Raw genomic sequence first — 22,150 nt, 5'->3', positions numbered from 1 at the left:
CATTACCGCGCAACATCGGGGGGTGGCGGGGTGTTCCCGGGGCCGAAACGCCGCCGGTAGGCGGTGGGGGTCAGGCCGGTGCGGCGCCGCAGCCGCGCCCGCAGGTTCGCGGCGGTGCCCAGGCCGCTGGCGCGGGCGACGGCCTCCAGGCGGTCCTCGCCGCGCTCGAGCAGCCGGCAGGCCAGCGCGACCCGTTCCTCGGTCAGCCAGGCCAGCGGGGTGGTGCCGAGTTCGGCCTGGAAGCGGCGGTGCAGGGTGGCGGGGTGCACGGCGGCGCGGGCGGCCAGCGCGGCGACGGTGAGGGGCCGGTCGAGGCGTTCGCGGGCCCAGTCCAGCAGCGGCTGCAGGGACGCGGCGTCGACGGCGGGGACGGGCCGGTCGACGAACTGCCGCTGCCCGCCGTCGCGTCCCGCGGCGAACACCAGCCGGCGGCTGACGCTGTTGGCGGTCTCGGCGCCGTGGTCGCGGCGGATCAGGTGCAGGCCGAGGTCGAGGGCGGCGGCGGACCCGGCGGCGGTGAGCACGTCCCCGTCGTCGACGAACAGCACGTCCGGCTCGAGGCGGACCGCGGGATGGCGGGCGGTGAACGCCTCCGCCCACCGCCAGTGGGTGGTGGCGCGGCGGCCGTCCAGCACCCCCGCGGCGGCGAGGGTGAACGCGCCGGTGCAGAAGCTGACCAGCCGGGCGCCGTGCCGCGCCGCCCGCCGGATCGCGGCCAGCACGGCGGGGTCGGTGCCGGCGAGCGGGTCGGGCCGGTTGGGGACGATCACGGTCCCGGCGTCGTCGGCGGCCTCCAGCCCCGCGACGCCGCCGAGGGTGAAGAACCCGGCGTGCATCCGCACCGACGGGCGCGGCGCGCACAGCGTCAGCTCGTACCAGGGGTGGCCGAGCTCGGGCCGGGCCAGCCCGAACAGCTCGGTGGCCACCCCCAGCTCGAACGGGTTGGACCCGGGCCCGACGATCACCGCGACACGGTGCGAGGATCCTTGCGGCATATGCGATTCCTAGCACTCACGGTCGGGCGACGCCACCGGGGAACATTGACCCCATGAACACCAAGAGCGACCACGACGCGCACGAGCGGCGCGCGCAGAACCGGACCGGCGCGGCGCGGCCGGCGCCGGTGCAACTCGCGGCGGTACTGGCAGGCTTCGACCGGACGTGGAGCCCGCGGATCGTCGCGCGGGTCAACGACTACGACGTGCGGGTGGCGAAGGCGGCGGGCGAGCACGTCTGGCACGTCCACGACGGCACCGACGAGTTCTTCCTGGTGCTGGACGGCGAGCTGACGATCGCGCTGCGCGGCGAGCCGGGCGCCCCGGCCGGGTCGGAGCGGGAGGTGACGCTGCCGGCGGGCTCGGTGTTCGTGGTGCCGCGCGGCGTCGAGCACCGCCCCTCGTCCCCGGGCGGCGCGTCGATCCTGCTGCTGGAGCCGGCGGGCACGCTGTCGGTCGGCGACCGCCACGACGACCTGCCCGACCACGTCGACGCCACCGCCGGCCACCCCCTCGCCCCCTGACCCGCGACGCCACACGCCCCGTTCAGGGGGCGGCGCCGCGCCGGAACCCGTGCCGCGGGCGGGTCAGCGCAGGGTGGACAGACCGCCGTCGACGTGGACGACCTGGCCGGTGACGTAGGCGGCGCGGTGCGACAGCAGGAACACCGCGACATCGGCGACCTCCCACGCGGTGCCCTGGCGCCGCATCGGGATCAGCGCGGCGACCTGCTCACGGGTGGCGTTGCCGCTGGACGCCTCACGGCCCATGACGGTGTCGATGAGCCCGGGCGCGACGACGTTGGCGCGGACGCCGCGTCCCGCACCCTCGGCGGCGATATGGCGCACCAGCCCGGTCAACCCGGACTTGGAGGCGTCGTAGGACGGCGACCGCGAACCGGGCTTGGTGCCCGCCAGCGACCCGATGAACACCATCGCGGCGCCGGCGTCCAGGGCGGGCAGCGCCGCCTTGCCGACCAGGAACGGGGCGCGCAGGTTGACCTGCAGGACCCGGTCCCAGTCGGCCAGGGCGGTGCCGGCCATCCCGTAGCCGATGCCGATCCCGGCGTTGAACACCACGCCGTCCAGCCCGCCGAGCCTCTCGGCCGCCTGCGCGACGACACGGTCGCAGGACGCCGGGTCGGTGACGTCGGCGACAACGACGTGCGCGCGGCCGCCCTCGGCGGCGATCATGCCGGCGGTCGCACCGGCGGCGCGCTCGTCGACGTCGGCGCAGGCGACCTCGGCGCCCTCCCGGGCGGCGGTGACGGCGATGGCCCGGCCGTTGCCGACCGGGGCGTCGGGATCGGCGCTGGCACGGGTCCCGGCGCCGACGACCAGGATGCGGCGGCCGGGCAGCAGCGCGCCGCCGGCCGGAGCCGGCGATGCGGACGGGTGCGCGGGGGGACGGGACGCGGAGGGGTCGGGCATGCCCGGCACCGTAGCCGACCCTCCCCTCCCCCGCCCAGCCCCCCGAGCGGGCTCGCCGCCGCACCACGGGTCGTTAGGGTCGGGGGCCATGGACGTGATCGGGGAAGACCGGGCCGAGCCGGTCGTCGTGGAGCGCGCCGCGGGCGTCGGCGGAGAGCTGGTGCTGCGCCGCGCGGGCGCCGACTACGAGATCATCAGCAACGGGACGTTCCTGATGGACACCCGCAACGGCGAGTCCGAGCGGCTGCTGGTCCGCGCCGCCGTCGACGCCGCCCTGGACACCGGCGGGAACGGGGAGCCGGTGCGGGTGCTGATCGGCGGGCTCGGCGTCGGGTTCTCCCTGGCCGAGGCGCTGTCGCACCCCGCCGTCGCGCACGTCACCGTGGTGGAGCGCGAGCCGGCGGTGGCCGCCTGGCACGCCGGGCCGCTGCGGCCGTGGTCGCGCGGCGGGCTGGACGACCCCCGCGCCGCCCTCGTCCTCGCCGACCTCCTCGACGTCGTCGCCGCCGCGCCGTCCGCCGCGCCGCAGCCCCCCCCCCCCCCCCCCGCCGCGCCGCCCGCCGGGGCCGGCCCGGCGGAGGCGGCGGTGTTCGACGCGGTGTGCCTGGACATCGACAACGGCCCCGACTGGACGGTCACGCCCGGCAACGCCCGCCTGTACGGGCCGGACGGGCTGGACCTGCTCGCCGGGCGGCTGAGCCCGCGCGGGGTGCTGGCGGTGTGGAGCGCGGGCGCCGCACCCGGCTTCGCCGACCTGCTGGCGTCCCGGTTCGCCCATGTGGAAGCACTGCCGGTGCCGGTGCCGCGCGGCGAGCCGGACGTGGTGTACCTGGCCCGCCGCCCGCGCCCGGATGGTTCCGCCGACCGCGCGTTCGGCGCCAGATGACCTGTTCGCTAGGTTTCGGCTGACAACACCGTTCATGGGAGGTTCAGTGGCCACCGCTCACGCAGCCCGCCGCAGCCCCGCCGTCCTCGGCGACCTGCTGCCCGGTTCCCTCGCCCGCGACGCCGCGCTGGTCGCGGGCGCGGCCGCGTTCACCGGCCTCGCCGCGCAGATCGCGGTGCCGCTGCCCGGCACCCCGGTGCCGGTCACCGGGCAGACCTTCGCGGTGCTGCTGGCCGGCGCCGCGCTCGGCCCCGGCCGCGCCGCCCTCGGCATGCTCGTCTACCTGCTGGCCGGGATGGCCGGCGTGCCCTGGTTCACCGACGGCGCCTCCGGCACCGGCTTCCCGACGCTCGGCTACGTGCTGGGCTTCGTGGTCGCCGCGGCCGCCGTGGGCCGGCTCGCGCAACGCGGCGGCGACCGCACCCCGATCCGCACCGTCGCGACGATGCTGACCGGCACCGCCATCATGTACGCCGCCGGCGTCCCCTACCTGATGGCGTCCCTGCACGTCGGCCCCGGCAAGGCGCTGCACCTGGGCATGACGCCGTTCCTGGCCGGCGACGCGCTGAAGGTCGCGCTCGCGGCGGCGCTCCTGCCGGCCGCGTGGAAACTGACCGGCCGCCTCACCGGCCGCACCTCCTGACCCCGGCCCCGCAAATTCCCGCCCCCGCGCGCCTTCCGCGCAGGGGCGGCGCATGGGCGGGCGCCCCGAGGCGCCATGCATGGGGACGGCCGGATCGGGAATGTGCAGCCGGTGGCCCCGTGCCCGGCAGGCGCCCGGCATGCGCCCGGCATGTGGCGCACACCTCACCGGACGCCGCCACCCCGCCTGTTTGAACAGGTTCAATTCTGCCGTACAGTGGCTTTCGTGAAGCTCGCCGTGACAGCACCGGACCGCCTCGTCGTCCGCACCGTCCCGGTCGCCGACCCCGGCGACCTCGTCTCGAGACTTCCGCACCCCTCCGCCCTGGCCTGGATCCGCCACGGCGAGGGCATCGTCGGATGGGGCGAAGCCGCCCGCATCACCCTGCCCGGCGGCGAGGACCGCTTCACCGCCGCCGCCGCACTCCTGCGCGAACTGTTCGGCGCCGCCGCCATCGACGACCCCCTCGCCGTCCCCGGCTCCGGCCCCGTCGCCTTCGGCGGATTCGCCTTCGACCCCAAGTCCCCCGACTCCGTCCTGATCGTCCCCCGCCGCGTCCTCGGCCGCCGCGACGGCCGCGCCTGGCTCACCACCATCGGCGACGACGCCGACCCCCTCTCCCTCGTCCACGAACCCCAGCCCCCCACCGGCCTCACCTGGGGCGACGGCGCCATGCCCGCGCACGCCTGGGGCGAGGCCGTCGCCACCGCCGTCCAGCGCATCCGCGGCGGCGCCCTCGGCAAGGTCGTCCTCGCCCGCGACCTCACCGTCCGCGCCGACGCCCCCATCGACGCCCGCGTCCTGCTGCGCCGCCTCGCCGACCGCTTCCCCGGCTGCTACACCTTCTCCTGCGCCGGCCTCGTCGGCGCCACCCCCGAACTCCTCATCCGCCGCACCGGCGGCGACATCGAATCACTCGTCCTCGCCGGCACCACCGCCCGCGGCGACACCCCCGCCGCCGACCACGACCGCGCCGCCCGCCTGTCCGCCTCCGCCAAGGACCGCGAGGAACACCGCTACGCCGCCGACATGGTCCGCGACGCCCTCGCCCCCCTCTGCGCCGACCTGCACGTCCCCGCCGAACCCGAACTGCTCACCCTGCCCAACCTGCACCACCTCGCCTCCCCCCTGCGCGGCCGCCTCACCGCCGACCGCTCCGTCCTGGACGTCGTCGCCGCCCTGCACCCCACCCCCGCCGTCTGCGGCACCCCCACCGACACCGCCATGGACCTCATCCGCGAACTCGAAGGCATGGACCGCGGCCGCTACGCCGGCCCCGTCGGCTGGGTCGACGCCCGCGGCGACGGCGAATGGGGCATCGCCCTGCGCTGCGCCCAGCTCGACGGAACCCGCGCCCGCCTGTTCGCCGGCTGCGGCATCGTCGCCGACTCCGACCCCCGCGCCGAACTCGCCGAAGCACAGACCAAGTTCCGCGCCATGCAGTACGCCCTGCAGGGCTGACCCACCCCGCCCGCACCGCCCGAGCACCGGCCCGGCACCGCCACACTGGTCACGTGCGCGCCTCACGCCTGCTGTCCCTGCTGCTGCTCCTGCAGACCCGCGGCCGCATGACCGCACGCGAACTCGCCGCCGAACTCGAAGTGTCGGTCCGCACCGTCTACCGGGACGTCGACTCACTGTCGGCCGCCGGCGTCCCCGTCTACGCCGACCGCGGCCCCGACGGCGGCTACCGGCTCCTGGAGGGCTACCGCACCCGCCTCACCGGACTCACCACCGGCGAAGCCGAATCCCTGTTCCTGTCCGGCATGCCCGGCCCCGCCACCCAGCTCGGCCTCGGCGACGTCGTCGCCGCCGCCGAACTCAAACTCATGGCCGCCCTCCCACCCGACCTGCGCTCCCGCGCCGCACGCATCCGCGAACGCTTCCACCTCGACGCCCCCGGCTGGTTCCGCACCCCCGACGACGTCCCCCACCTCCAAGCCGTCGCCGACGCGGTCTGGAACCAGCAGCACATCCGCGTCCAGTACCGCCGCTGGGCCCACCCCCAGCAGGTCGCACGCGTCCTGGAACCCCTCGGCGTCGTCCTCAAGGCCGGCAGCTGGTACCTCATCGCCCGCAGCCACCACCCCGACCGCGACCCCAGCGACCCCCGCACCTACCGGGTGTCACGGATCCTGACCATCGAGCCGCTCCCCCACCGATTCGAACGCCCGCCCGGCTTCGACCTCGCCGCCTACTGGGACCGGTACGCCGCCCGCTTCGAAGCCGACTCCTACCGCGACCAGGCCACCGTCCGCCTGTCCCCCGACGGCCTCAAAATCGCCGCCGCCCTCCTGCCACCCGTCATGGCCCGCGCCGTCCACGACAACGCCGGCCCACCCGACCCCGCCGGCTGGACCCGGATCACCCTCCCCGTCGAGTCGCTCCGGCACGCCCACGTCGAATTCCTCAAACTCGGCGCCGACGTCGAAGTGATCGCCCCGCCCGAGCTGCGCGAGATGGTGACCGGCACCGTCCGCGCCCTCGCCGACCGCTACCTCGGCACCAACCGCGACAACACCTTGGACCACCCGACCGGTCACCCCGACGCGGGCTGACACCCCGGACACCAGAACAGATTCCGCCCCGCCAGCTCCGCCGCCGCCACCGCCGTCCCACACACCAGGCACGGCGACCCCGCCCGCCGGTACACGTACACCTCGCCGCCATGGTCGTCCACCCGCGGCGGACGCCCCATCGCCTCGGGAGTGTGCTCCGCACGCACCGTGTCGATCCGGCCCGTCCGCACCCCCTCCGCCATCAGCACCACCAGATCGGCCCAGACCGCCGACCACTGCTCCTCCGAGAGCACCCGACCCGGCGACAACGGGTCGATCCCCTGCCGGAACAGCACCTCCGCCCGGTAGATGTTCCCCGGCCCCGCCACCACCGACTGATCCATCAGCAGCGCCGCGATGCTCGTCCGGCTCCGCGAGATCCGCGCCCACGCCCGCCCCGGATCGGCGTCCGCCCGCAAAGGATCCGGCCCCAGCCGGTCCCGCAGCAGCTTCACCCCGCCCGGCTCCAGCAGCTCGCACGCGTTCGGACCGCGCAGATCCGCATGCCCGCCCGCGCCCGCGAGCCGCAACCGCACCGCGCCCTGCGGCTCGGGCACCGGCAGCCCGCCGAACCGCCACGTCCCATAGATCCCCAGATGGACGTGCAGGACCCGGTCGTCGTCGAACTCCAGCAGCAGATGCTTGCCGTGCGCGTCCGCGGCGACCAGAACACGGCCGTCGATCTCGGCCGCACCCGCCGCGAACCGGCCCTGCGGGCTCTCGGCGGCGACGGGACGGCCGCCGAACACCCGACGGTGCTCGGCGGCCAGACGATGGAGGGTATGTCCTTCGGGCATGACGCCCGCAATCCTACGGCCCGCCCCGCGGTCACCGCAGCGGAGCGCCCACCTCCCGCATGTGCCCCAGCGCCTGCCGGTAGGACTCCACCAGCCCCGTCTCGGTGAACGGCAGCCCCACCGCCGCGCAATGCGCCCGCACCAGCGGCTGCACCCGCCGCAGACTGCACCGCGGGATCCCCGGGAACAGATGATGCTCGATCTGGTAGTTCAGCCCGCCCATCAGCCAGTCCACCACCACGCCGCCCCGCACGTTCCGCGACGTCAGCACCTGCCGCCGCAAATGCCCCCACCGCTCACCCGGACCCGGCATCGCCATCCCCTTGTGGTTCGGCGCGAACACCGACCCCAGATGCACACCGAACAGCGCGTGGTGCAGCGCCATCAGCACGATCGCCTTCCCCGGCGACAGCAGCGTGAACGCCAGCGACAGATACCCCACCGCGTGCAGCGCCAGCAGCCCGCCCTCCACCAACTGGTCCCGACGCGACCGGCCCCGCAGGAACAGCACACTGCCGATCTTCAAGTTCAGCCCCTCCAGCGTCAGCAGCGGGAAGAACAACCCCGCCTGATGACGCGCCACCCACCGCAGCACCCCGCGCTGCCGCACCGCCTGCCCCTCCGTCCACGCCAGCACGCCCTCCCCCACATCAGGGTCCTTGCCGACATGGTTCGGATTCGCGTGATGCCGGTTGTGCTTGTCGGTCCACCACCCCTGCCCCATCCCCAGCAGCAGGTTCCCCAGCAGCAGCCCCAGCCACCGGTTCGCCCGCGCCGACCGCGCGATCTGCCGATGCCCCGCGTCATGCCCCAGGAACCCCGTCCGCGCCGACAGCACCGCCAGCGGAATCCCCAGCAGCACCACCCACCAGCTCGCCCCAGCCCACCCGATCGCCGCCCACACCGCCGCCGTACCGGCCAGGTTCAGCCCGATCGCCCGCGCGTAGTAGCCGCGACGCCGGTCCAGCAGGCCGCTCGCGCGGACCTGCCGCGCGAGCGGAGCGAAATCACTGCCGGCCGCCCGAGCGGGCGGAGCGTCGAGAATCGCGGGCATCGGTTCCTCCATCGGATCGTCGGTCGCCAACTGCTCCGCAAAGCTACGGAGACGCTCACCGGGCCGTCTCCACGCTGGGGAGCCAACCCCGGTCTGGCTCCCAGGTCCCGGTGCCTCTCACCCGCCATGGCCCCAGCGGACCATCCGGCGCCCGCATGACTAGTCCGCGACCACCCCCGGACGGCCCGCGACCCCGACCCTGCGTCCAAGACGGACCATCACGTCCATATAGGGTCAGAAGCCATGAGCGAAGCGACACGGTGGATCGACCTGGACGGAGCCGTCAACGCCCGGGACCTCGGCGGCCTCCCCACCGCCGACGGAGGCACCACCCGGCGCGGCCGCGTCCTGCGCTCGGACAACCTCCAGGACCTCACCGTCGCCGACGTCCGCGTCCTCCTCGACGAGTACCACCTCAAGAACGTCATCGACCTGCGCAGCGACGCCGAGGTCCGGCTCGAAGGACCCGGCCCCCTCGCCCGCGTCCCCTCCGTCACCCTCCACCAGCTGTCGCTGTTCCCCGAAGGCGGCCGCCGCACCGACGTCGCCGCCGACACCCCCGACCGCGCCGACGTCGACAAGGCCCTGCCCTGGCAGGACCGCGCCACCGAGGGCACCGCGCTCGACCGCTCCACCGGCCACTACCTCGGCTACCTCCGCGACCGCGGCGACAACATCGCCGCCGCCCTGCGCGTCATGACCCGCACCGACGGCTCCTCCCTCGTGCACTGCGCCGCCGGCAAGGACCGCACCGGCGTCGTCTGCGCCCTCGCCCTCGACCTCGCCGGCGTCACCCGTGAGGCGATCGTCGCCGACTACGCCATGACCGGCGAACGCATCGACGCCGTTCTCGGACGCCTGCGCGGCAGCGACACCTACGCCACCGACCTGGACTCCCGCCCCGCCGACAGCCACCTCCCCCACGCCGCCATCATGGAGAAGCTCCTCGCCCGCATCGACGAGGAGTTCGGCGGCACCGAAGGCTGGCTCACCGGCCACGGCTGGACCGGCGAGGACACCGACGCCCTCCGCGACCGCCTCATCGGCTGACCGCCCCCACCGGCCGCACGCGGCCCCGCAGGGCCCGGGTGTACGGCGACGCCTCACGGGTAGCGCCGCAAGCACGCGAACCCACCGGAGGCAACGCCGATGAAACTGCGCTCACCGCACCTGGCCGCACTGCGCGCCCTCGCCGACCCCACGGTCCGCCCCCGCGACGTCCGCCGCGCCCTCGGCGTCGAGACCGCCACCCGCCGCTGGCTCATCGGCGGCGTCCTGCCGCTGTGGCTCGGCGCCGGCCTCGCCGACTGGCACCGCCACAAGAAGACCCGCATCGAGACCACCGCCGGCCCCCGCGAGTCCCTCATCCACTCCCTGATGATGGCCGAGGCCGGCGTCCCGATCGCCCTCGGCCTGTTCTGCGAGGTCAACCCCGGCGTCCTGGCCACCTGCGGCACCGCCCTCACCGTCCACGGCGCCACCGCCTACTGGGACGTCAGCTACGCCGAGCAGCGCCGCCGCGTCACCCCGCTCGAACAGCACATCCACAGTCTCCTTGAGGTCGTCCCCCTCATGGCCACCGGGTTCCTCACTGTCCTGTACTGGGACCAGGCCCGCGCTCTCGTCGGTCAGAACGGCCGCCCCGACTTCCGCCTGCGCCTCAAGCACCACGACCCGCTCTCCCGCCGGACGCGCATCGCGCTCCTGGCCGCCATGGGCCTGTTCGGCGCCGTCCCCTACGGCGAAGAGATGCTCCGCTGCCTGCGGGCCCGCCCCACGCTGAAAGCCCAGCCGACCGCCGAACCCGCCCCCACCGCGACCCTCGCCATCCCCGCCGACCCGGACGAGGTTCCGGCCGGCTGATGGCGTTGTGGTGGTGTTTGGGTCTTGGTGGAGGTTGAAGATTGAACCAACCCTGCGCCTTTACATTGTAAGTTAAGGGTTGAATCAATCGGAAGTTCGCCGATCAGAGGGTCGCTACTGGCCGCCGGTGCCGAGCGGCGCTCAGCCGAACAGGTCGCGGACGGCGGCGTGGGCCGCCTTGCGCATCTCCGCGTGCAGCACCGCGTTCGCGTTCCGGTCGGTGCGGGCCTCCACGATCCGCAGCCCCTCCCCCGCGATGACCTTGGGCAGGTCCGCCGCCGCCTCCAGGCGCCGGTACGGGACGCCGTGCGCCGCCGCGACCGCTTCCAGGTCCACCTGGTGCGGCGTGCCGAAGACCCGCTCGAACGGCCCGGCCAGCGCCGCCTGCGGCAGCAGCGAGAAGATCCCGCCGCCCTCGTTGTTCACCACCACGATCGCCAGGTCCGGCCGGCGGTCGTAGGGCCCGACGATCAGCCCGTTCTGGTCGTGCAGGAACGCCAGGTCGCCGAGCAGCGCGTACGAGCGGCCGCTGTGCGCCAGCGCCGCCCCCATCGCCGTCGAGACCAGCCCGTCGATCCCGCTGGCGCCGCGGCTCGCCATGATCCGGATGCCGCGGCGCGGCCGCATCACCTGGTCCAGGTCCCGGATCGGCATGCTCGCCGCGGTGAACAGCAGCGACCCTCCCGGCATCGCCGCGACCAGGTCCCGCGCCAGCCGCGGCTCGCTCACCTCCGGCACGGCGTCCAGCACCGCGTCGACCGCCGCCGCGGCGGCCAGGTCCGCCGACCGCCACGACTTCAGCCACGCGTCGTCGCCCGACACCACCGGGATCTCGATCTCCGGCGCCACCTGCGTCGCCGACCGCACCGGGTCCGGCCAGTGCGCCAGGTCCGGGGCCAGCACGATGTGCTCCTCGGCGCGCCGCAGCAGCGACAGCAGTGGCCGCGACAGCCCCGGCTTGCCGAGCGTCACCACCACCTCGGGACGGTGCCGCTCCACGAACTCCGGAATCCCCAGCAGGAAGTGGTGGGAGGTCAGCGCGTGGTCGCCGTACCGGGCGTTGCCGTTCGGCTCCGACAGCACCGGCCAGCCGGCCATCGACGCCGCCGCCACGTACCGCTTGACGTTCACCGCGCCGTCGCCGACCACCAGGACGCCGCGGCGCGTCGGCGGGACGTGCAGCACCGACCCGGGCGTCGCGGCCCGCACCTTCGTCCACGCCCCGGTCGCGTCGCCGTCCAGCGGCTCGCACCACGACTCGTCCCCGTCGGGGATCAGCGGCTCGCGGAACGCCGCGTTCAGATGCACCGGGCCCGGCACCGGCGCCTGCGCCAGCCCCCACGCCCGGCTCACCAGCGACCGCCAGTACGCCACCATCCCCGGACGGTTCTCCGGCACGCCGACCTCGGTGCTCCACCGCGCCGCCGTCCCGTACAGCTTCACCTGGTCGATCGTCTGGTTCGCGCCGGTGTCGCGCAGCTCCGGCGGACGGTCCGCCGTGACCACGATCAGCGGCACGGCCGACTCGTGCGCCTCCACCACCGCCGGATGGAAGTTCGCCGCCGCCGTCCCCGACGTGCACACCAGCGCCACCGGACGGCCCGACCGCTTCGCCATCCCCAGCCCCAGGAACGACGCCGACCGCTCGTCGATCCGCACATGCAGCCGGACCCGGCCGGCCTCCTCGGCGGCGTGCAAAGCCAGCGCCAGCGGAGCCGACCGCGACCCCGGCGCCAGCACCGCGTCGGTCATCCCGCATCGCAGCAGCTCGTCGACCAGCACCGTCGCCAGCGCCGTCGCCGGGTTCACCTGCCCACCCCGGCCATCGGCGGGCCCGGCAGGAACCCCTGCGCGCCCGCGACCCGCTCCCGCCAGCCCTGCTCCAGGTCCGGCGCCGCGAACCGGGCCAGCGCCTCCTCGTCCACCACGGGTCTGCGCACCTCGATCTCACCGCCGACCTCGCGCAGCGGATCGCGCACGACATCGCCGTCCATCAGCGACAGCGTGCCGAGACCGCACGCGTAGGGCAGGTCGGGCAGCGCGGCGGCCAGCGCCACCCCGGCCGCCAGCCCCACCGACGTCTCCACCGCGCTGGACACCACCACCGGCAGCCCGCACGCCTCCGCGACCTCCAGCGCCGCGCGCACTCCGCCCAGCGGCTGCACCTTCAGCACCGCAACGTCCGCGGCCCCCGCCGCCCGCACCTTCAGCGGATCCTCCGCGCGCCGGATCGACTCGTCCGCGGCGATCGGCACGTCCACCATCCGCCGCACCCGCGCCAGCTCCTCCAGCGTCGCGCACGGCTGCTCGGCGTACTCCAGCTCCCACCGGTCCAGCGCCCGGATCATCCGCGCCGCGTGGTCGACGTCCCAGCCGCCGTTGACGTCGATGCGGACCCGGCCGTCCGGCCCGATGGCGTCGCGGACGGCCTCCACCCGCGCGAAGTCATCGGCGTCGCCCTGGCCGCGCTCGGCGACCTTCACCTTCGCGGTCCGGCAGCCCGACGCCTTGGTCATCTCGAACGCCCGGTCGGGGCCGACCGCCGGGATCGTCACGTTCACCGGCACCCGGTCGCGGACCGGCGCCGGCCAGCCCTCGCGCGCGGCCTCCCGCGCCGCCGCCAGCCACCGGGCGCACTCGGCCGGCCCGTACTCGGCGAACGGCGAGAACTCCCCCCAGCCGGCGGGGCCCTGGAACAGCACGCCCTCCCGCCGCGTCACACCGCGGAACCGCGTCCGCATCGGGATGGCGAAGACCCGCACCCGCTGACCCCCTGACCTGCCTAACGAATCACGCTATTCCGGACCACATCGCGCGCCGAACGTTTAGTAATACCACGGGTGGCCCGACCAGTCCGGGTCGCGCTTCTCCAGGAACGCGTCGCGCCCCTCCGCCGCCTCGGCGGTGCCGTAGGCCAGCCGCGTCGCCTCCCCGGCGAACACCTGCTGCCCCACCAGCCCGTCGTCGACCAGGTTGAACGCGAACTTCAGCATCCGCTGCGCCGTCGGGCTCTTCCCGTTGATCTTCCGGGCCCACTCCAGCGCCGTCGCCTCCAGCTCGGCGTGCGGGACGACCGCGTTCACCATCCCCATCCGGTGCGCCGCCTCGGCGTCGTAGGTGTCGCCGAGGAAGAAGATCTCCCGCGCGAACTTCTGCCCGACCTGCCGCGCCAGGTACGCCGACCCGAACCCGCCGTCGAAGCTCGCCACGTCCGCGTCGGTCTGCTTGAACCGGGCGTGCTCGCGGCTCGCGAGCGTGAGGTCGCACACCACGTGCAGGCTGTGCCCGCCGCCCGCGGCCCACCCCGGCACCACGCAGATCACGACCTTGCCCATCATGCGGATCAGCCGCTGCACCTCCAGGATGTGCAGCCGCCCCGCCCGCGCCGGGTCGATCGACTCCGCCGTCTCGCCCTCGGCGTACTTGTAGCCGTCCTTGCCGCGGATGCGCTGGTCGCCGCCCGAGCAGAACGCCCACCCGCCGTCCTTGGGCGACGGCCCGTTGCCCGTCAGCAGCACGCAGCCGACGTCCGACGACATCCGCGCGTGGTCCAGCGCCCGGTACAGCTCGTCGACGGTGTGCGGGCGGAAGGCGTTGCGCACCTCCGGCCGGTCGAACGCGATCCGCACGGTGCCCTGATCGACGGCCCGGTGATAGGTGATGTCGGTGAACCCGAACCCCTCGACCTCTTTCCACGCGCCCGCGTCGAACAGCTCCGAGACCATGTGATCCTCTCCCGTCGGGGCCCGCCTGGATCCGGGGCCGTGCCCATTCAACCGCCCCGCGGTTTGAACGCGTTCAGCGGGGTCGCCTACCCTGATGAGATCATGGATCGCCGCCTCCACGCCGTCGTGCTCCCGCCCGGCCCCCGCCTGCTGCGGGCGCTCGCCGCCGCCCTCGACGGCGGTCCCGCCGTCTGCCCCCTCTCCCCCGGCCTGCCCGCGCCCGCGCTGGAGGCGATGCTGGACGCGCTGGCGCCCGACGCCGTCGAGACCGAGGACGGCCTCACCCGCCACCGCGCCGTCGGCGAGCGCACCCCGCTCTCCGACGGCACCGCCGTGCTGATCGCCACGTCCGGCTCCACCGGCGCCCCCAAGTTCGTCGAGCTGTCAGCCGCCGCGCTGCGCCACTCCGCCGCCGGCACCCTCGCCCGCATCGAGGCCGCGCCCGGCGACCGGTGGCTGTGCTGCGTGCCCACCAGCCACATCTCCGGCGTCCAGGTCCTCGTCCGCTCCCTGCTCGCCGGCACCGACCCGATCATCACCCCCAGCTTCGACACCGGCGCCGTCGCCGCCGCCGGGCGCGTGCACATCTCCCTGGTCCCCACCCAGCTGCGCCGCCTGCTGGACGCCGGCACCGCCCCGTCCCGGCTCGGCGCGATCGTCCTCGGCGGCGCCGCCGCCGCGCCCGGCCTGCTCGCCGAGGCCCGCGACCGCGGCGGCCGGGTCTTCACCACCTACGGCATGAGCGAGACCTGCGGCGGCTGCGTCTACGACGGCACCCCCCTGGACGGCATGCGCGCCGAACTCGGCGCCGACGGACGGATCCGCCTCGCCGGCCCGTCGCTGTTCACCGGCTACCGGCTGCGGCCCGAGCAGACCGCCGCCGTGCGGGACGGCGAATGGTTCGTCACCCAGGACCTCGGCGCCCTGGAGGACGGCCGGCTCCGCGTCCGCGGCCGGGTCGACGACGTGATCAACACCGGCGGGGAGAAGATCGTCGCCGGCGAGGTCGCCACCGCGCTGTCGCGGCACCCCAAGATCCGCGACGTGGTCGTGGTGGGCCGCCCCGACCCCGAGTGGGGCGAGCGGGTCACCGCCGTCGTGGTGCCCGCCGCCGAGCCCCCCGCCCTGCCGGAGCTGCGCGCCTTCGTCCGCGAGACGATGCCCGCGGCCGCGGCGCCCCGCGAGCTGGAGCTCGTTCCGGCGATCCCGCTGCTGGCCTCCGGCAAGCCCGACCGCGCCCGCCTGCGCCGGGGCTGACCCGCGCGCGGCGGGACGATCACCGCGCATGGCACCGTGATGATCGGGGGAGGACGACCGGCATGGGCGAGGAACGCGAGGAGCCGGAGAACGAGAGCGGCCTGACCGTCCTGCTGGCGTTCCTGGCCAACCTGGGCATCGCCATAGCGAAGATCGTCGCGGCGCTGGTCACCGGGTCGGCCTCGATGGCCGCCGAGGCCGCGCACTCGGTCGCCGACACCTTCAACGAGATCCTGCTGATGGTGGGGCTGCGCCGCAGCGGCCGCCCCGCCGACCGCCGGCACCCCTTCGGCTACGGCAAGGAGCGCTACATCTGGACGCTTCTCGTCGCCGTCGCGATCTTCGGCATGGGCGCGCTGTTCTCCTACTACCAGGGCATCCAGACCCTCACCGGCCCCAGGTCCAAGGAGGCCGACCCGCTGATCGGGTACATCGTCCTGGCGGTGGCGTTCGTCCTGGAGGGGATCTCCTGGCAGCAGGCCCTCCGGCAGACCCGCGCGGCGGCCCGCGAGGAGCGGCTGCCGCTGCTCGGCTACATCCGCCGCACCGACGAGCCCACGGCGATCAGCGTCCTGCTGGAGGACTCGGCGGCGCTGGTCGGCCTGCTGCTGGCGTTCGGCGGGCTCGGCCTGCACCAGCTCACCGGCTCGCCGGTCTGGGACGGCGTCGGGTCGTTCCTCATCGGCGTCCTGCTCACCACCGTCGCGCTGGTCCTCGGCCGCATCAACCTCAACCTGCTGATCGGCAACCAGGCCGATCCGCGGATGGTCGACGACGTCCGCGCCCGGCTGTACGCCGCGCCCGAGGTGGAATGGGTCGTCGACATCATCACCATGACGGTCGGCGCCGATCGCGTCCTGGTCTGCGCGCGGCTGGACTTCCGCGACGCGCTCACCTCCGCCGACGTCGAACGCGCCTGCGTCCGCATGTCGCGGGAACTGCGGGACGCGCACGAGGAGATCGACGAGGTCTTCCTCGAACCGGTCCCCCGCGATGACCCTGAACTGCGGGAACGCGTCATCGCGCGGTACGGGCGGACACTGCCGCCGAAAGGGCCGGGAGCATAGTGGCATTGGTCACATCACCACAGCCCAGGCCCTTTACGCAGTAAGGTCAGGCTGGAGCGCGTCGCACGGTGTGAAACGCCGCCGACCGGGCACCACGAACCCCTGGATCGTTCCCCTCGCGATCCCCCGCCGGGAGCGCCGATCCGCGGCGCCGGGAACAACAGCCCGTCCGTGCGACGTTCCCGTATATGCGTGCGCCTGCAGCGAACGACCGTCCGCGCCGCATCCACACACCGAAGGGAGAGGGGTGCCCCCATGCCGCGAAGCGCTATCGAGACCCCGCTCACGGAGTCGGCGAGCCCCGCGCTCGACGACCTCCTGAAGCGCGGCCGCGCCCAAGGGCGCCTCTCGCTCGACGAGGTGAGGGGAGCCTTCGAGAGCGCCGGCCTCAGCCCGGCGCAGGGCCGCTCCATCCTGCGCGAGCTGTCGGAGGCCGGCATCAGCCTGGCCGGCGAGCCCGACACCGTCCGCAGAATGGCCGCTGCCGCCGACCACGACGGCGGCGAGACCGCCCAGGCCACCCCCGGCTCGGCCAAGAAGCGCACCGCCGGCGGAACCGGCGCCAAGACCGGCGGCCGGACCCGCAAGGGCGCTGCCAGGACCGCCGCCAAGGACGGCGGCCGGTCCGGCGCGGGCGACGCCGACGTCCCCGAGGAGGGGTTCGACGTCACCGAGGTCGAGGCCGCCGACTCCCCCGCCGACCTGGACGACCAGTCGACCACCATGGGCGACTCGGTGCACACCTACCTCAAGGCGATCGGCCGCCGCCAGCTGCTCACCGCCGAGCAGGAGGTCGACCTGGCCAAGCGCATCGAGGCCGGGCTGTACGCCGAGCACAAGCTGGAGACCGAGCAGCTGACCCCGCGGAGGCGCGCCGACCTGGAGTGGGTCGCCGCCGACGGGCGCCGCGCCAAGGCCCACATGCTGGAGGCCAACCTCCGCCTCGTGGTGTCGGTCGCCAAGAAGTACTCCGACCGCGGGCTGTCGCTGCTGGACGTCGTCCAGGAGGGCAACCTCGGCCTGATCCGCGCCGTGGAGAAGTTCGACTACTCCAAGGGCTACAAGTTCTCCACCTACGCGATGTGGTGGATCCGGCAGGCGATCCAGCGCGGCTTCGCCGACTCGGCCCGCACCATCCGGCTGCCCGTGCACGTGCTGGAGATGCTGAGCAAGCTCAGCCGCGTCGAGCGCGACATGCACCAGCGGCTCGGCCGCGAGCCCACCCCCGAGGAGCTGGCCGTCGAGCTCGACAAGAGCCCCGAGCAGGTCCGCGAGCTGCTGCGCACCAGCCGCCAGCCGATCAGCCTGGACTCCACCATCGGCGAGGACGGCGAGACCCGCATCGGCGACCTCATCGAGGACACCGACAGCCCCGAGGCGTCCGAGCTGGTGGACCGCCAGCTGATGGCCGACCAGCTGCGCCGCACCCTCGACATCCTGTCGCCCCGCGAAGCCAAGATCATGGCGATGCGGTTCGGGCTGTACGACGGGACGCCCCGCACGCTCGACGAGATCGGCAAGGCCCTCGGCCTGACCCGCGAGCGGATCCGCCAGCTGGAGAAGGAGTCGCTGTCCAAGCTGCGGCACCCCAGCAACGCCCGCCCGCTGCTGGACTTCGCCGTCTGACGCATCCCACGACACGTCGCCCGCACGCCGACGGCGCCCGCCGGATCACCGCTGAGCCGGCGGGCGCTGTCGTCTCCCGGGTGCCGCGCGGTCAGCGGCCCCGCACCGCGAAGGCCAGGAACTGGGTGACCTCCTGAGCGTCGAAGTTGTCGTCGGAGCAGATCACCAGCGTCCGCTCCCCCGACCTCAGCTTCGGGCCCCAGCCCATGCCCTCCAGGTTCTGCGCCGGGGAGGCGTACCTGCCGAGGTCGGCGACCAGCCGCTTGCGGACGGTCCGGTACGCGCGGCCCTTCGCCAGGCTGCGGCGCGACAGCACGTTCGTCGCGCCGCGGGTGTCGAACTCGTACAGCTTGATCTTGTAGCCGACGCCCTGCAGCCATGACCGCTCCAGCGCCAGGTAGCGGTGGTCGTCGACCGCCAGGATCTCCGACACGCCGCTGTCGGCGACGCCGCCCGCCGGGACGGGCGCGGCCGGCAGCCGGTCCACCGGGTAGGCGTACTGCGCCCGCACCCTCCCGCTCCGGCTCCACATCGTCAGCCTGGTCATGGCGCCGTGCTCCACCGTCGGCGGCGCGCCGTCCTCGTAGCGCGGCCCCTCGACCATCCCGGCGATCGTGTGCGGCGCGATCGCGAGCCCCTCCATGCCGAAGTTGCGGCGCGGCCCGTGGTGGCCGGTGGTGAGGTGGAGGTCCTTCGGCAGCGGCAGCAGGCCCCGGTACCGGCCGTCCCGCCCCGCCCACTGGACGGTCAGCGGCGCGAGCGGCAGCTGGTGGGTCTCGTCGGGCCGGTCGCCCTCGTTGCCCCACAGCACCCGGTGGCGGCGCGCGTCGTAGCGGATCGACTCGGGGTCGACCGAGCGGGGCTTGCCGAACCCCGGGTACGGCTTGCCGTCCGGGCCGGTCAGCGTGTGCGCACCGGTGATCCGCACGCCGGAGAACCGGCCCGTCCGCCGGTCGATGTCCACGCGGCCGGTGTAGAAGCGGGCCGGGTCGTACCGCCACCGGTCGTCGGAGATCATGTACCAGTCGCCGGTGCGCGGGTCGCGGTCGATGCCCGACAGGCCGCCGACCGTCGTGCCCTGGAACTTCATCAGGTGCGGCAGCCGCCTCTCCCCCAGGAACCTCGCGCACCGCAGCCCCGCCACCGCGACCGCCGGCCCGACAGCCGCGCGATCCGGCGCCCGGTCCGCCGCCCGCGCCGGCGTCCGCCCGACCGCCGGAACCGCGACCGCCGCGAGGACGGCGGCCGCCGCCGCCGTCCCACGCATCATCGTCCGATGCCCGTTCACCTGTTCACCGTCACCCTTCGCGTCCGACCGAACTCTCTTCGTGGCCGGGCTCAGTATGGTGCACCACGCACCGTGACGACGGTATTTCGGTGAGTGTTCCGGAGGAGGTCCCGCTCAGTCCGTGTGCCGGAACTCGAGGATCGCGACGCCCATCAAGGCGAAGCCCATGCCCACCACGATGACGATCTCCAGCCAGACCGGGACGACCCACCCGCCCCAGGAGACCCCGGGGTCGAAGGTGCGCCGCAGCGCCGGCGTCAGGTCCAGGTGCGAGAAGACCGCCTGGCGCAGCGGGTCGACGGCGTAGGTCAGCGGGTTGAAGCGGGTCAGCACGGTCAGCCACGTCGGCAGGCCGTTCAGCGGGTACAGCGCGCCGGACAGGAACATCATCGGCATCATCGCCATCTGCATGAGGCCGAAGAACGACTGCATCTGCTTGATCCGCGCGGCCATCATCACGCCGAACCCGGTGAGCGCGAACGCGCCCAGGAACATCAGCCCCAGCAGCTCCAGGATCAGGACGGGGTCGTACGGCACCCCGGCGAGCCCGGCCAGCGCGACGATCACCGCCCCCTGCAGCGTCGCGACCAGCGCCCCGCCGATGCACTTGCCGATCACGATCGAGCTGCGGCTGACGGGGGCGACGAGCATCTCGCGCAGGAAGCCGAACTCGCGGTCCCACACGATCGACCCGGCGGAGAACATCGCGGTGAACATCACCGACATCGCGCACACGCCGGGGAAGATGAACGTCTTGAGGTCGATGTCGCCGTGCGCGCCGCCGCTGGCCATCAGGTTGGACAGGCCCGTGCCCATGACCAGCAGCCACAGCACCGGCTGGACGAGCCCCGACACCATGCGCAGCTTGTCGCGCCAGAACCGGATCAGCTCCCGGTGCAGGACGATCTTCACCGCGCGCACGTCCTGCCGCAGCCCCGGCTCGGGCACCCGGACCCGCACCACGTCGGCGACGGGCGCCGCCTCGGCCGCGCCCTCCCGCGTCGAACTCGTCATCTCATCTCCTCGCCATGCGCATCGCCATGCGCATCCTGTCGCCGGTGCCGGCCTCGGCATCGCGGATCGTCGAGCCGGTGAAGGACATGAAGACGTCGTCCAGGGACGGCCGGGACACGCTCACCGACCGGATGGGGACGCCGAGCTCGGCGAACAGCCGCGGCACGAACGCCTCGCCGGAGGCCACCGAGAAGGCGACGGCGCCCTCCGACATGCCGGCCTCCAGGTCGAACCGCTCCCGCAGCGCGGCGATCGCGGCCTCGTCGTCGGCGGTCTGGATGCGGACCCGGTCCTTGCCGACGCCCGCCTTGAGCGCCTCCGGGGTGTCCAGCGCGACGATCCGCCCCGAATCCATGATCGCGATCCGGTCGCAGAACTCGGCCTCGTCCATGTAGTGGGTCGTCATGAAGATCGTGATCTCTTCGGCGTCCTTCAGCTGGCGGATGTAGTCCCAGATGGACGCGCGGGTCTGCGGGTCGAGGCCGACCGTCGGCTCGTCCAGGAACAGCACGCGGGGCGAGTGCAGCAGGCCGCGCGCGATCTCCAGCCGGCGCTTCATGCCGCCGGAGTAGGTCTGCACCAGGTCCGCGCGCCGGTCCCAGAGGCCGACCATCTCCAGCACCTGCCGGATGCGGTCGCCGGCCACGGCGCGCGGCACCCCGTACAGCTCGGCGTGGAAGCGCAGGTTCTGCTCGCCCGTCAGGTAGCCGTCCAGAGTCGGGTCCTGGAAGACCAGGCCGATGTTGCGGCGCACCGTGTCGCGCTGGGTCACCACGTCGAACCCGGCGACGAGCGCGCGCCCGGCGGTGGGCTTCAGCAGCGTGCAGAGCATGTTGATCGTGGTGGACTTGCCGGCGCCGTTCGGGCCGAGGAACCCGAAGATCTCCCCCGGGTCCACGGTGAAGCCGATCCCCCGCACCGCCTCCACGTCGCCGAACTTCCTGATCAGGCCGTCGACCTCGACGGCGGGTCCCCCGTCCGGCATGGGCCCTCCCTCAGATGGAGACATGCGCCCATATTTTGGGCTTTCCAACGGTAGGAGTAACCTATCTCTCACGTCAAGAGAAATTAGGTCGCCCAAGTGACCTGGAGGAGCGGGACGTGACGGACCAGGCCGACCCCATGTACGACTCGCCCACCTACCTGATGTACGAGACCGTGCGGCTCGTCCGCCGCACCGGCGCGCGGATGTTCCCCGGTCAGCCGCGCATGCCGCAGCTGCTGGTGCTGTGGTGCGTCGCGCGGACGGGGCCGCTGTCGCAGCGGGAGGTCGCCGAGCGGCTGCGCATGGACGCCGGCGATCTCGTCGGCATCGTGGACGCGCTGGAGGAGGCCGGGCACGTCCGGCGCCGCCGCGACCCCGCGGACCGGCGGCGGTACGCGCTGGAGGCCACCGAGGACGGTCGCGCGTTCCTCAAGGAGGGCCTGGACGCCCGCGTCCGCCTCAACGAGCTTCTGTTCGAGCCCCTGTCACCTGAGGAGCGGCAGCTGTTCAGGGCGATGCTGCTGAGGGTCCTCGCCCACCACGACGACCGGTTCACCGCCCCCGCACGGGACGACGCCCCTCCGCAGCCCGATGCTCCCGCGCAAGGAGCGGCGTCACGCGAACGGGTCGTCACCCCGCAGGTCGAGGCCGAGGCCCTGCGGCTCCAGGCGCCTCAGCGCGCGGAGGCGGGCTGTCCCATGCGCGACCGCGCCTCGTCGTAACGCCGCAGGACCAGCCGGGCCGCCGCGTCGTGCGCCCCGATCGGCGCGGTCACCGCGTCCGCGCCGCACTCGTGCATCCGGTCCAGGAACCGGCCGGGCGCCAGCAGGTACGACGCCACGACCACGCGCTCCGCGCCGCCCCGCCGCCGCTCCCCGACCACCTCGTCCAGGGCGGGGCCGCCGGCCGCGACGAACCCGTCCGGGACGGGCCGCCCCAGCCGGCGCGCCAGCAGCCGCGCG

General features: G+C 74.1%; 21 protein-coding genes and 1 pseudogene. 11 read left to right on the top strand and 11 right to left on the bottom strand.

Annotated features, from left to right (window positions below; translation table 11 throughout):
• Nucleotides 1–2: 2 nt before the first annotated feature.
• The gene (locus tag ABD296_RS39220) at nt 3–995 is read right to left on the bottom strand and encodes a helix-turn-helix domain-containing protein (RefSeq protein ID WP_344279801.1); all 993 of its coding nucleotides are present in this window, start codon (nt 993–995) and stop codon (nt 3–5) included.
• Between the two features lie 53 nt (nt 996–1,048).
• On the opposite strand from ABD296_RS39220, the gene ABD296_RS39215 reads away from it, so the two are divergent.
• On the top strand, nt 1,049–1,519 hold the full coding sequence (locus ABD296_RS39215) for a cupin domain-containing protein (RefSeq protein ID WP_344279798.1): 471 nt from the start codon (nt 1,049–1,051) through the stop codon (nt 1,517–1,519).
• 63 nt (nt 1,520–1,582) lie between these two features.
• On the opposite strand, the gene ABD296_RS39210 is transcribed toward ABD296_RS39215, so the two are convergent.
• Nucleotides 1,583–2,425 carry an SDR family NAD(P)-dependent oxidoreductase gene (locus ABD296_RS39210; protein WP_344279795.1) on the bottom strand — a complete coding sequence of 281 codons (843 nt, stop codon included), beginning with the start codon at nt 2,423–2,425 and terminating at the stop codon, nt 1,583–1,585.
• A gap of 88 nt (nt 2,426–2,513) precedes the next feature.
• Between ABD296_RS39210 and ABD296_RS39205 the strand changes: the two genes are divergently transcribed.
• From ABD296_RS39205 to ABD296_RS39190, 4 genes are all read left to right on the top strand, one after another.
• The gene (locus tag ABD296_RS39205) at nt 2,514–3,311 is read left to right on the top strand and encodes a spermidine synthase family protein (protein WP_344279792.1); all 798 of its coding nucleotides are present in this window, start codon (nt 2,514–2,516) and stop codon (nt 3,309–3,311) included.
• 46 nt (nt 3,312–3,357) lie between these two features.
• Nucleotides 3,358–3,954 carry a biotin transporter BioY gene (locus ABD296_RS39200; RefSeq protein WP_344279789.1) on the top strand — a complete coding sequence of 199 codons (597 nt, stop codon included), beginning with the start codon at nt 3,358–3,360 and terminating at the stop codon, nt 3,952–3,954.
• Nucleotides 3,955–4,179: 225 nt separating this feature from the next.
• Nucleotides 4,180–5,415, top strand: coding sequence for an isochorismate synthase (locus tag ABD296_RS39195; protein WP_344279786.1), 1,236 nt, complete (start codon nt 4,180–4,182; stop codon nt 5,413–5,415).
• Between the two features lie 53 nt (nt 5,416–5,468).
• The gene (locus tag ABD296_RS39190) at nt 5,469–6,512 is read left to right on the top strand and encodes a helix-turn-helix transcriptional regulator (protein WP_344279783.1); all 1,044 of its coding nucleotides are present in this window, start codon (nt 5,469–5,471) and stop codon (nt 6,510–6,512) included.
• On the opposite strand, the gene ABD296_RS39185 is transcribed toward ABD296_RS39190, so the two are convergent.
• Together ABD296_RS39185 and ABD296_RS39180 are read right to left on the bottom strand one after the other, a co-directional pair.
• A complete protein-coding gene (locus ABD296_RS39185; RefSeq protein WP_344279780.1) occupies nt 6,494–7,309 on the bottom strand; it encodes an Fpg/Nei family DNA glycosylase in 816 nt (271 codons plus the stop codon). The genes ABD296_RS39190 and ABD296_RS39185 overlap by 19 nt on opposite strands.
• 31 nt (nt 7,310–7,340) lie before the next feature.
• The gene (locus tag ABD296_RS39180) at nt 7,341–8,363 is read right to left on the bottom strand and encodes a fatty acid desaturase family protein (RefSeq protein ID WP_344279777.1); all 1,023 of its coding nucleotides are present in this window, start codon (nt 8,361–8,363) and stop codon (nt 7,341–7,343) included.
• 243 nt (nt 8,364–8,606) lie between these two features.
• Between ABD296_RS39180 and ABD296_RS39175 the strand changes: the two genes are divergently transcribed.
• Together ABD296_RS39175 and ABD296_RS39170 are read left to right on the top strand one after the other, a co-directional pair.
• Nucleotides 8,607–9,413 (top strand): tyrosine-protein phosphatase, encoded by an 807-nt coding sequence (locus ABD296_RS39175; RefSeq protein WP_344279774.1) that lies wholly within the window; start codon nt 8,607–8,609, stop codon nt 9,411–9,413.
• Nucleotides 9,414–9,512: 99 nt separating this feature from the next.
• Nucleotides 9,513–10,226: a diguanylate cyclase gene (locus tag ABD296_RS39170; RefSeq protein WP_344279771.1), complete on the top strand. Its 714-nt coding sequence runs from the start codon at nt 9,513–9,515 to the stop codon at nt 10,224–10,226.
• A gap of 141 nt (nt 10,227–10,367) precedes the next feature.
• Here the strand turns inward: ABD296_RS39170 and menD are convergent, their stop codons facing one another.
• From menD to ABD296_RS39155, 3 genes are all read right to left on the bottom strand, one after another.
• Nucleotides 10,368–12,035: a 2-succinyl-5-enolpyruvyl-6-hydroxy-3-cyclohexene-1-carboxylic-acid synthase gene (gene menD / locus ABD296_RS39165; RefSeq protein ID WP_344279768.1), complete on the bottom strand. Its 1,668-nt coding sequence runs from the start codon at nt 12,033–12,035 to the stop codon at nt 10,368–10,370.
• A complete protein-coding gene (locus ABD296_RS39160; protein WP_344279765.1) occupies nt 12,032–12,988 on the bottom strand; it encodes an o-succinylbenzoate synthase in 957 nt (318 codons plus the stop codon). Before ABD296_RS39160 ends, menD begins: the two co-directional genes overlap by 4 nt.
• A 63-nt stretch (nt 12,989–13,051) precedes the next feature.
• Nucleotides 13,052–13,951 carry a 1,4-dihydroxy-2-naphthoyl-CoA synthase gene (locus ABD296_RS39155; RefSeq protein ID WP_344279762.1) on the bottom strand — a complete coding sequence of 300 codons (900 nt, stop codon included), beginning with the start codon at nt 13,949–13,951 and terminating at the stop codon, nt 13,052–13,054.
• A gap of 102 nt (nt 13,952–14,053) precedes the next feature.
• On the opposite strand from ABD296_RS39155, the gene ABD296_RS39150 reads away from it, so the two are divergent.
• From ABD296_RS39150 to ABD296_RS39140, 3 genes are all read left to right on the top strand, one after another.
• A complete protein-coding gene (locus ABD296_RS39150; RefSeq protein ID WP_344279759.1) occupies nt 14,054–15,208 on the top strand; it encodes an AMP-binding protein in 1,155 nt (384 codons plus the stop codon).
• Nucleotides 15,209–15,270: 62 nt separating this feature from the next.
• Nucleotides 15,271–16,275 carry a cation diffusion facilitator family transporter gene (locus ABD296_RS39145; protein WP_344279756.1) on the top strand — a complete coding sequence of 335 codons (1,005 nt, stop codon included), beginning with the start codon at nt 15,271–15,273 and terminating at the stop codon, nt 16,273–16,275.
• 255 nt (nt 16,276–16,530) lie between these two features.
• Nucleotides 16,531–17,901: an RNA polymerase sigma factor gene (locus ABD296_RS39140; protein ID WP_344279753.1), complete on the top strand. Its 1,371-nt coding sequence runs from the start codon at nt 16,531–16,533 to the stop codon at nt 17,899–17,901.
• Between the two features lie 91 nt (nt 17,902–17,992).
• On the opposite strand, the gene ABD296_RS39135 is transcribed toward ABD296_RS39140, so the two are convergent.
• The 3 genes from ABD296_RS39135 to ABD296_RS39125 form a co-directional block, all read right to left on the bottom strand.
• Entirely contained in the window at nt 17,993–19,189 is a 1,197-nt protein-coding gene (locus tag ABD296_RS39135) for an esterase-like activity of phytase family protein (RefSeq protein ID WP_344279750.1), read from the bottom strand.
• Nucleotides 19,190–19,303: 114 nt separating this feature from the next.
• Nucleotides 19,304–20,203, bottom strand: a complete 900-nt coding sequence (locus tag ABD296_RS39130; protein ID WP_344279747.1) for an ABC transporter permease — start codon at nt 20,201–20,203, stop codon at nt 19,304–19,306.
• A 1-nt stretch (nt 20,204) separates the two neighbouring features.
• Nucleotides 20,205–21,188, bottom strand: a complete 984-nt coding sequence (locus ABD296_RS39125; RefSeq protein ID WP_344279744.1) for an ATP-binding cassette domain-containing protein — start codon at nt 21,186–21,188, stop codon at nt 20,205–20,207.
• A gap of 116 nt (nt 21,189–21,304) precedes the next feature.
• Here ABD296_RS39125 and ABD296_RS39120 point away from each other — a divergent pair, with 116 nt between their 5' ends.
• On the top strand, nt 21,305–21,910 hold the full coding sequence (locus tag ABD296_RS39120; protein ID WP_344279741.1) for a MarR family winged helix-turn-helix transcriptional regulator: 606 nt from the start codon (nt 21,305–21,307) through the stop codon (nt 21,908–21,910).
• Here ABD296_RS39120 and ABD296_RS39115 read toward each other — a convergent pair.
• Nucleotides 21,862–22,150: pseudogene (locus ABD296_RS39115) on the bottom strand (hypothetical protein); the annotation flags it as partial. The gene ABD296_RS39120 and the pseudogene ABD296_RS39115 sit on opposite strands and share 49 nt — an antisense overlap.

It is taken from the genome of Actinomadura napierensis (assembly GCF_039529375.1).
GTDB lineage: Bacteria > Actinomycetota > Actinomycetes > Streptosporangiales > Streptosporangiaceae > Spirillospora > Spirillospora napierensis.
The sequence above is the reverse complement of the archived record's forward strand: the minus strand, read 5'-3'. Positions and strand labels throughout refer to the sequence as shown.

What these genes read in the sequence shown, in the direction of transcription:
- ABD296_RS39220 (WP_344279801.1), bottom strand. Translation starts at nt 995, where the DNA reads ATGCCGCAAGGATCCTCGCACCGTGTCGCGGTGATCGTCGGGCCCGGG.
- ABD296_RS39215 (WP_344279798.1), top strand. Translation starts at nt 1,049, where the DNA reads ATGAACACCAAGAGCGACCACGACGCGCACGAGCGGCGCGCGCAGAAC.
- ABD296_RS39210 (WP_344279795.1), bottom strand. Translation starts at nt 2,425, where the DNA reads ATGCCCGACCCCTCCGCGTCCCGTCCCCCCGCGCACCCGTCCGCATCG.
- ABD296_RS39205 (WP_344279792.1), top strand. Translation starts at nt 2,514, where the DNA reads ATGGACGTGATCGGGGAAGACCGGGCCGAGCCGGTCGTCGTGGAGCGC.
- ABD296_RS39185 (WP_344279780.1), bottom strand. Translation starts at nt 7,309, where the DNA reads ATGCCCGAAGGACATACCCTCCATCGTCTGGCCGCCGAGCACCGTCGG.
- ABD296_RS39180 (WP_344279777.1), bottom strand. Translation starts at nt 8,363, where the DNA reads ATGCCCGCGATTCTCGACGCTCCGCCCGCTCGGGCGGCCGGCAGTGAT.
- ABD296_RS39175 (WP_344279774.1), top strand. Translation starts at nt 8,607, where the DNA reads ATGAGCGAAGCGACACGGTGGATCGACCTGGACGGAGCCGTCAACGCC.
- ABD296_RS39170 (WP_344279771.1), top strand. Translation starts at nt 9,513, where the DNA reads ATGAAACTGCGCTCACCGCACCTGGCCGCACTGCGCGCCCTCGCCGAC.
- ABD296_RS39155 (WP_344279762.1), bottom strand. Translation starts at nt 13,951, where the DNA reads ATGGTCTCGGAGCTGTTCGACGCGGGCGCGTGGAAAGAGGTCGAGGGG.
- ABD296_RS39150 (WP_344279759.1), top strand. Translation starts at nt 14,054, where the DNA reads ATGGATCGCCGCCTCCACGCCGTCGTGCTCCCGCCCGGCCCCCGCCTG.
- ABD296_RS39145 (WP_344279756.1), top strand. Translation starts at nt 15,271, where the DNA reads ATGGGCGAGGAACGCGAGGAGCCGGAGAACGAGAGCGGCCTGACCGTC.
- ABD296_RS39140 (WP_344279753.1), top strand. Translation starts at nt 16,531, where the DNA reads ATGCCGCGAAGCGCTATCGAGACCCCGCTCACGGAGTCGGCGAGCCCC.
- ABD296_RS39130 (WP_344279747.1), bottom strand. Translation starts at nt 20,203, where the DNA reads ATGACGAGTTCGACGCGGGAGGGCGCGGCCGAGGCGGCGCCCGTCGCC.
- ABD296_RS39125 (WP_344279744.1), bottom strand. Translation starts at nt 21,188, where the DNA reads ATGCCGGACGGGGGACCCGCCGTCGAGGTCGACGGCCTGATCAGGAAG.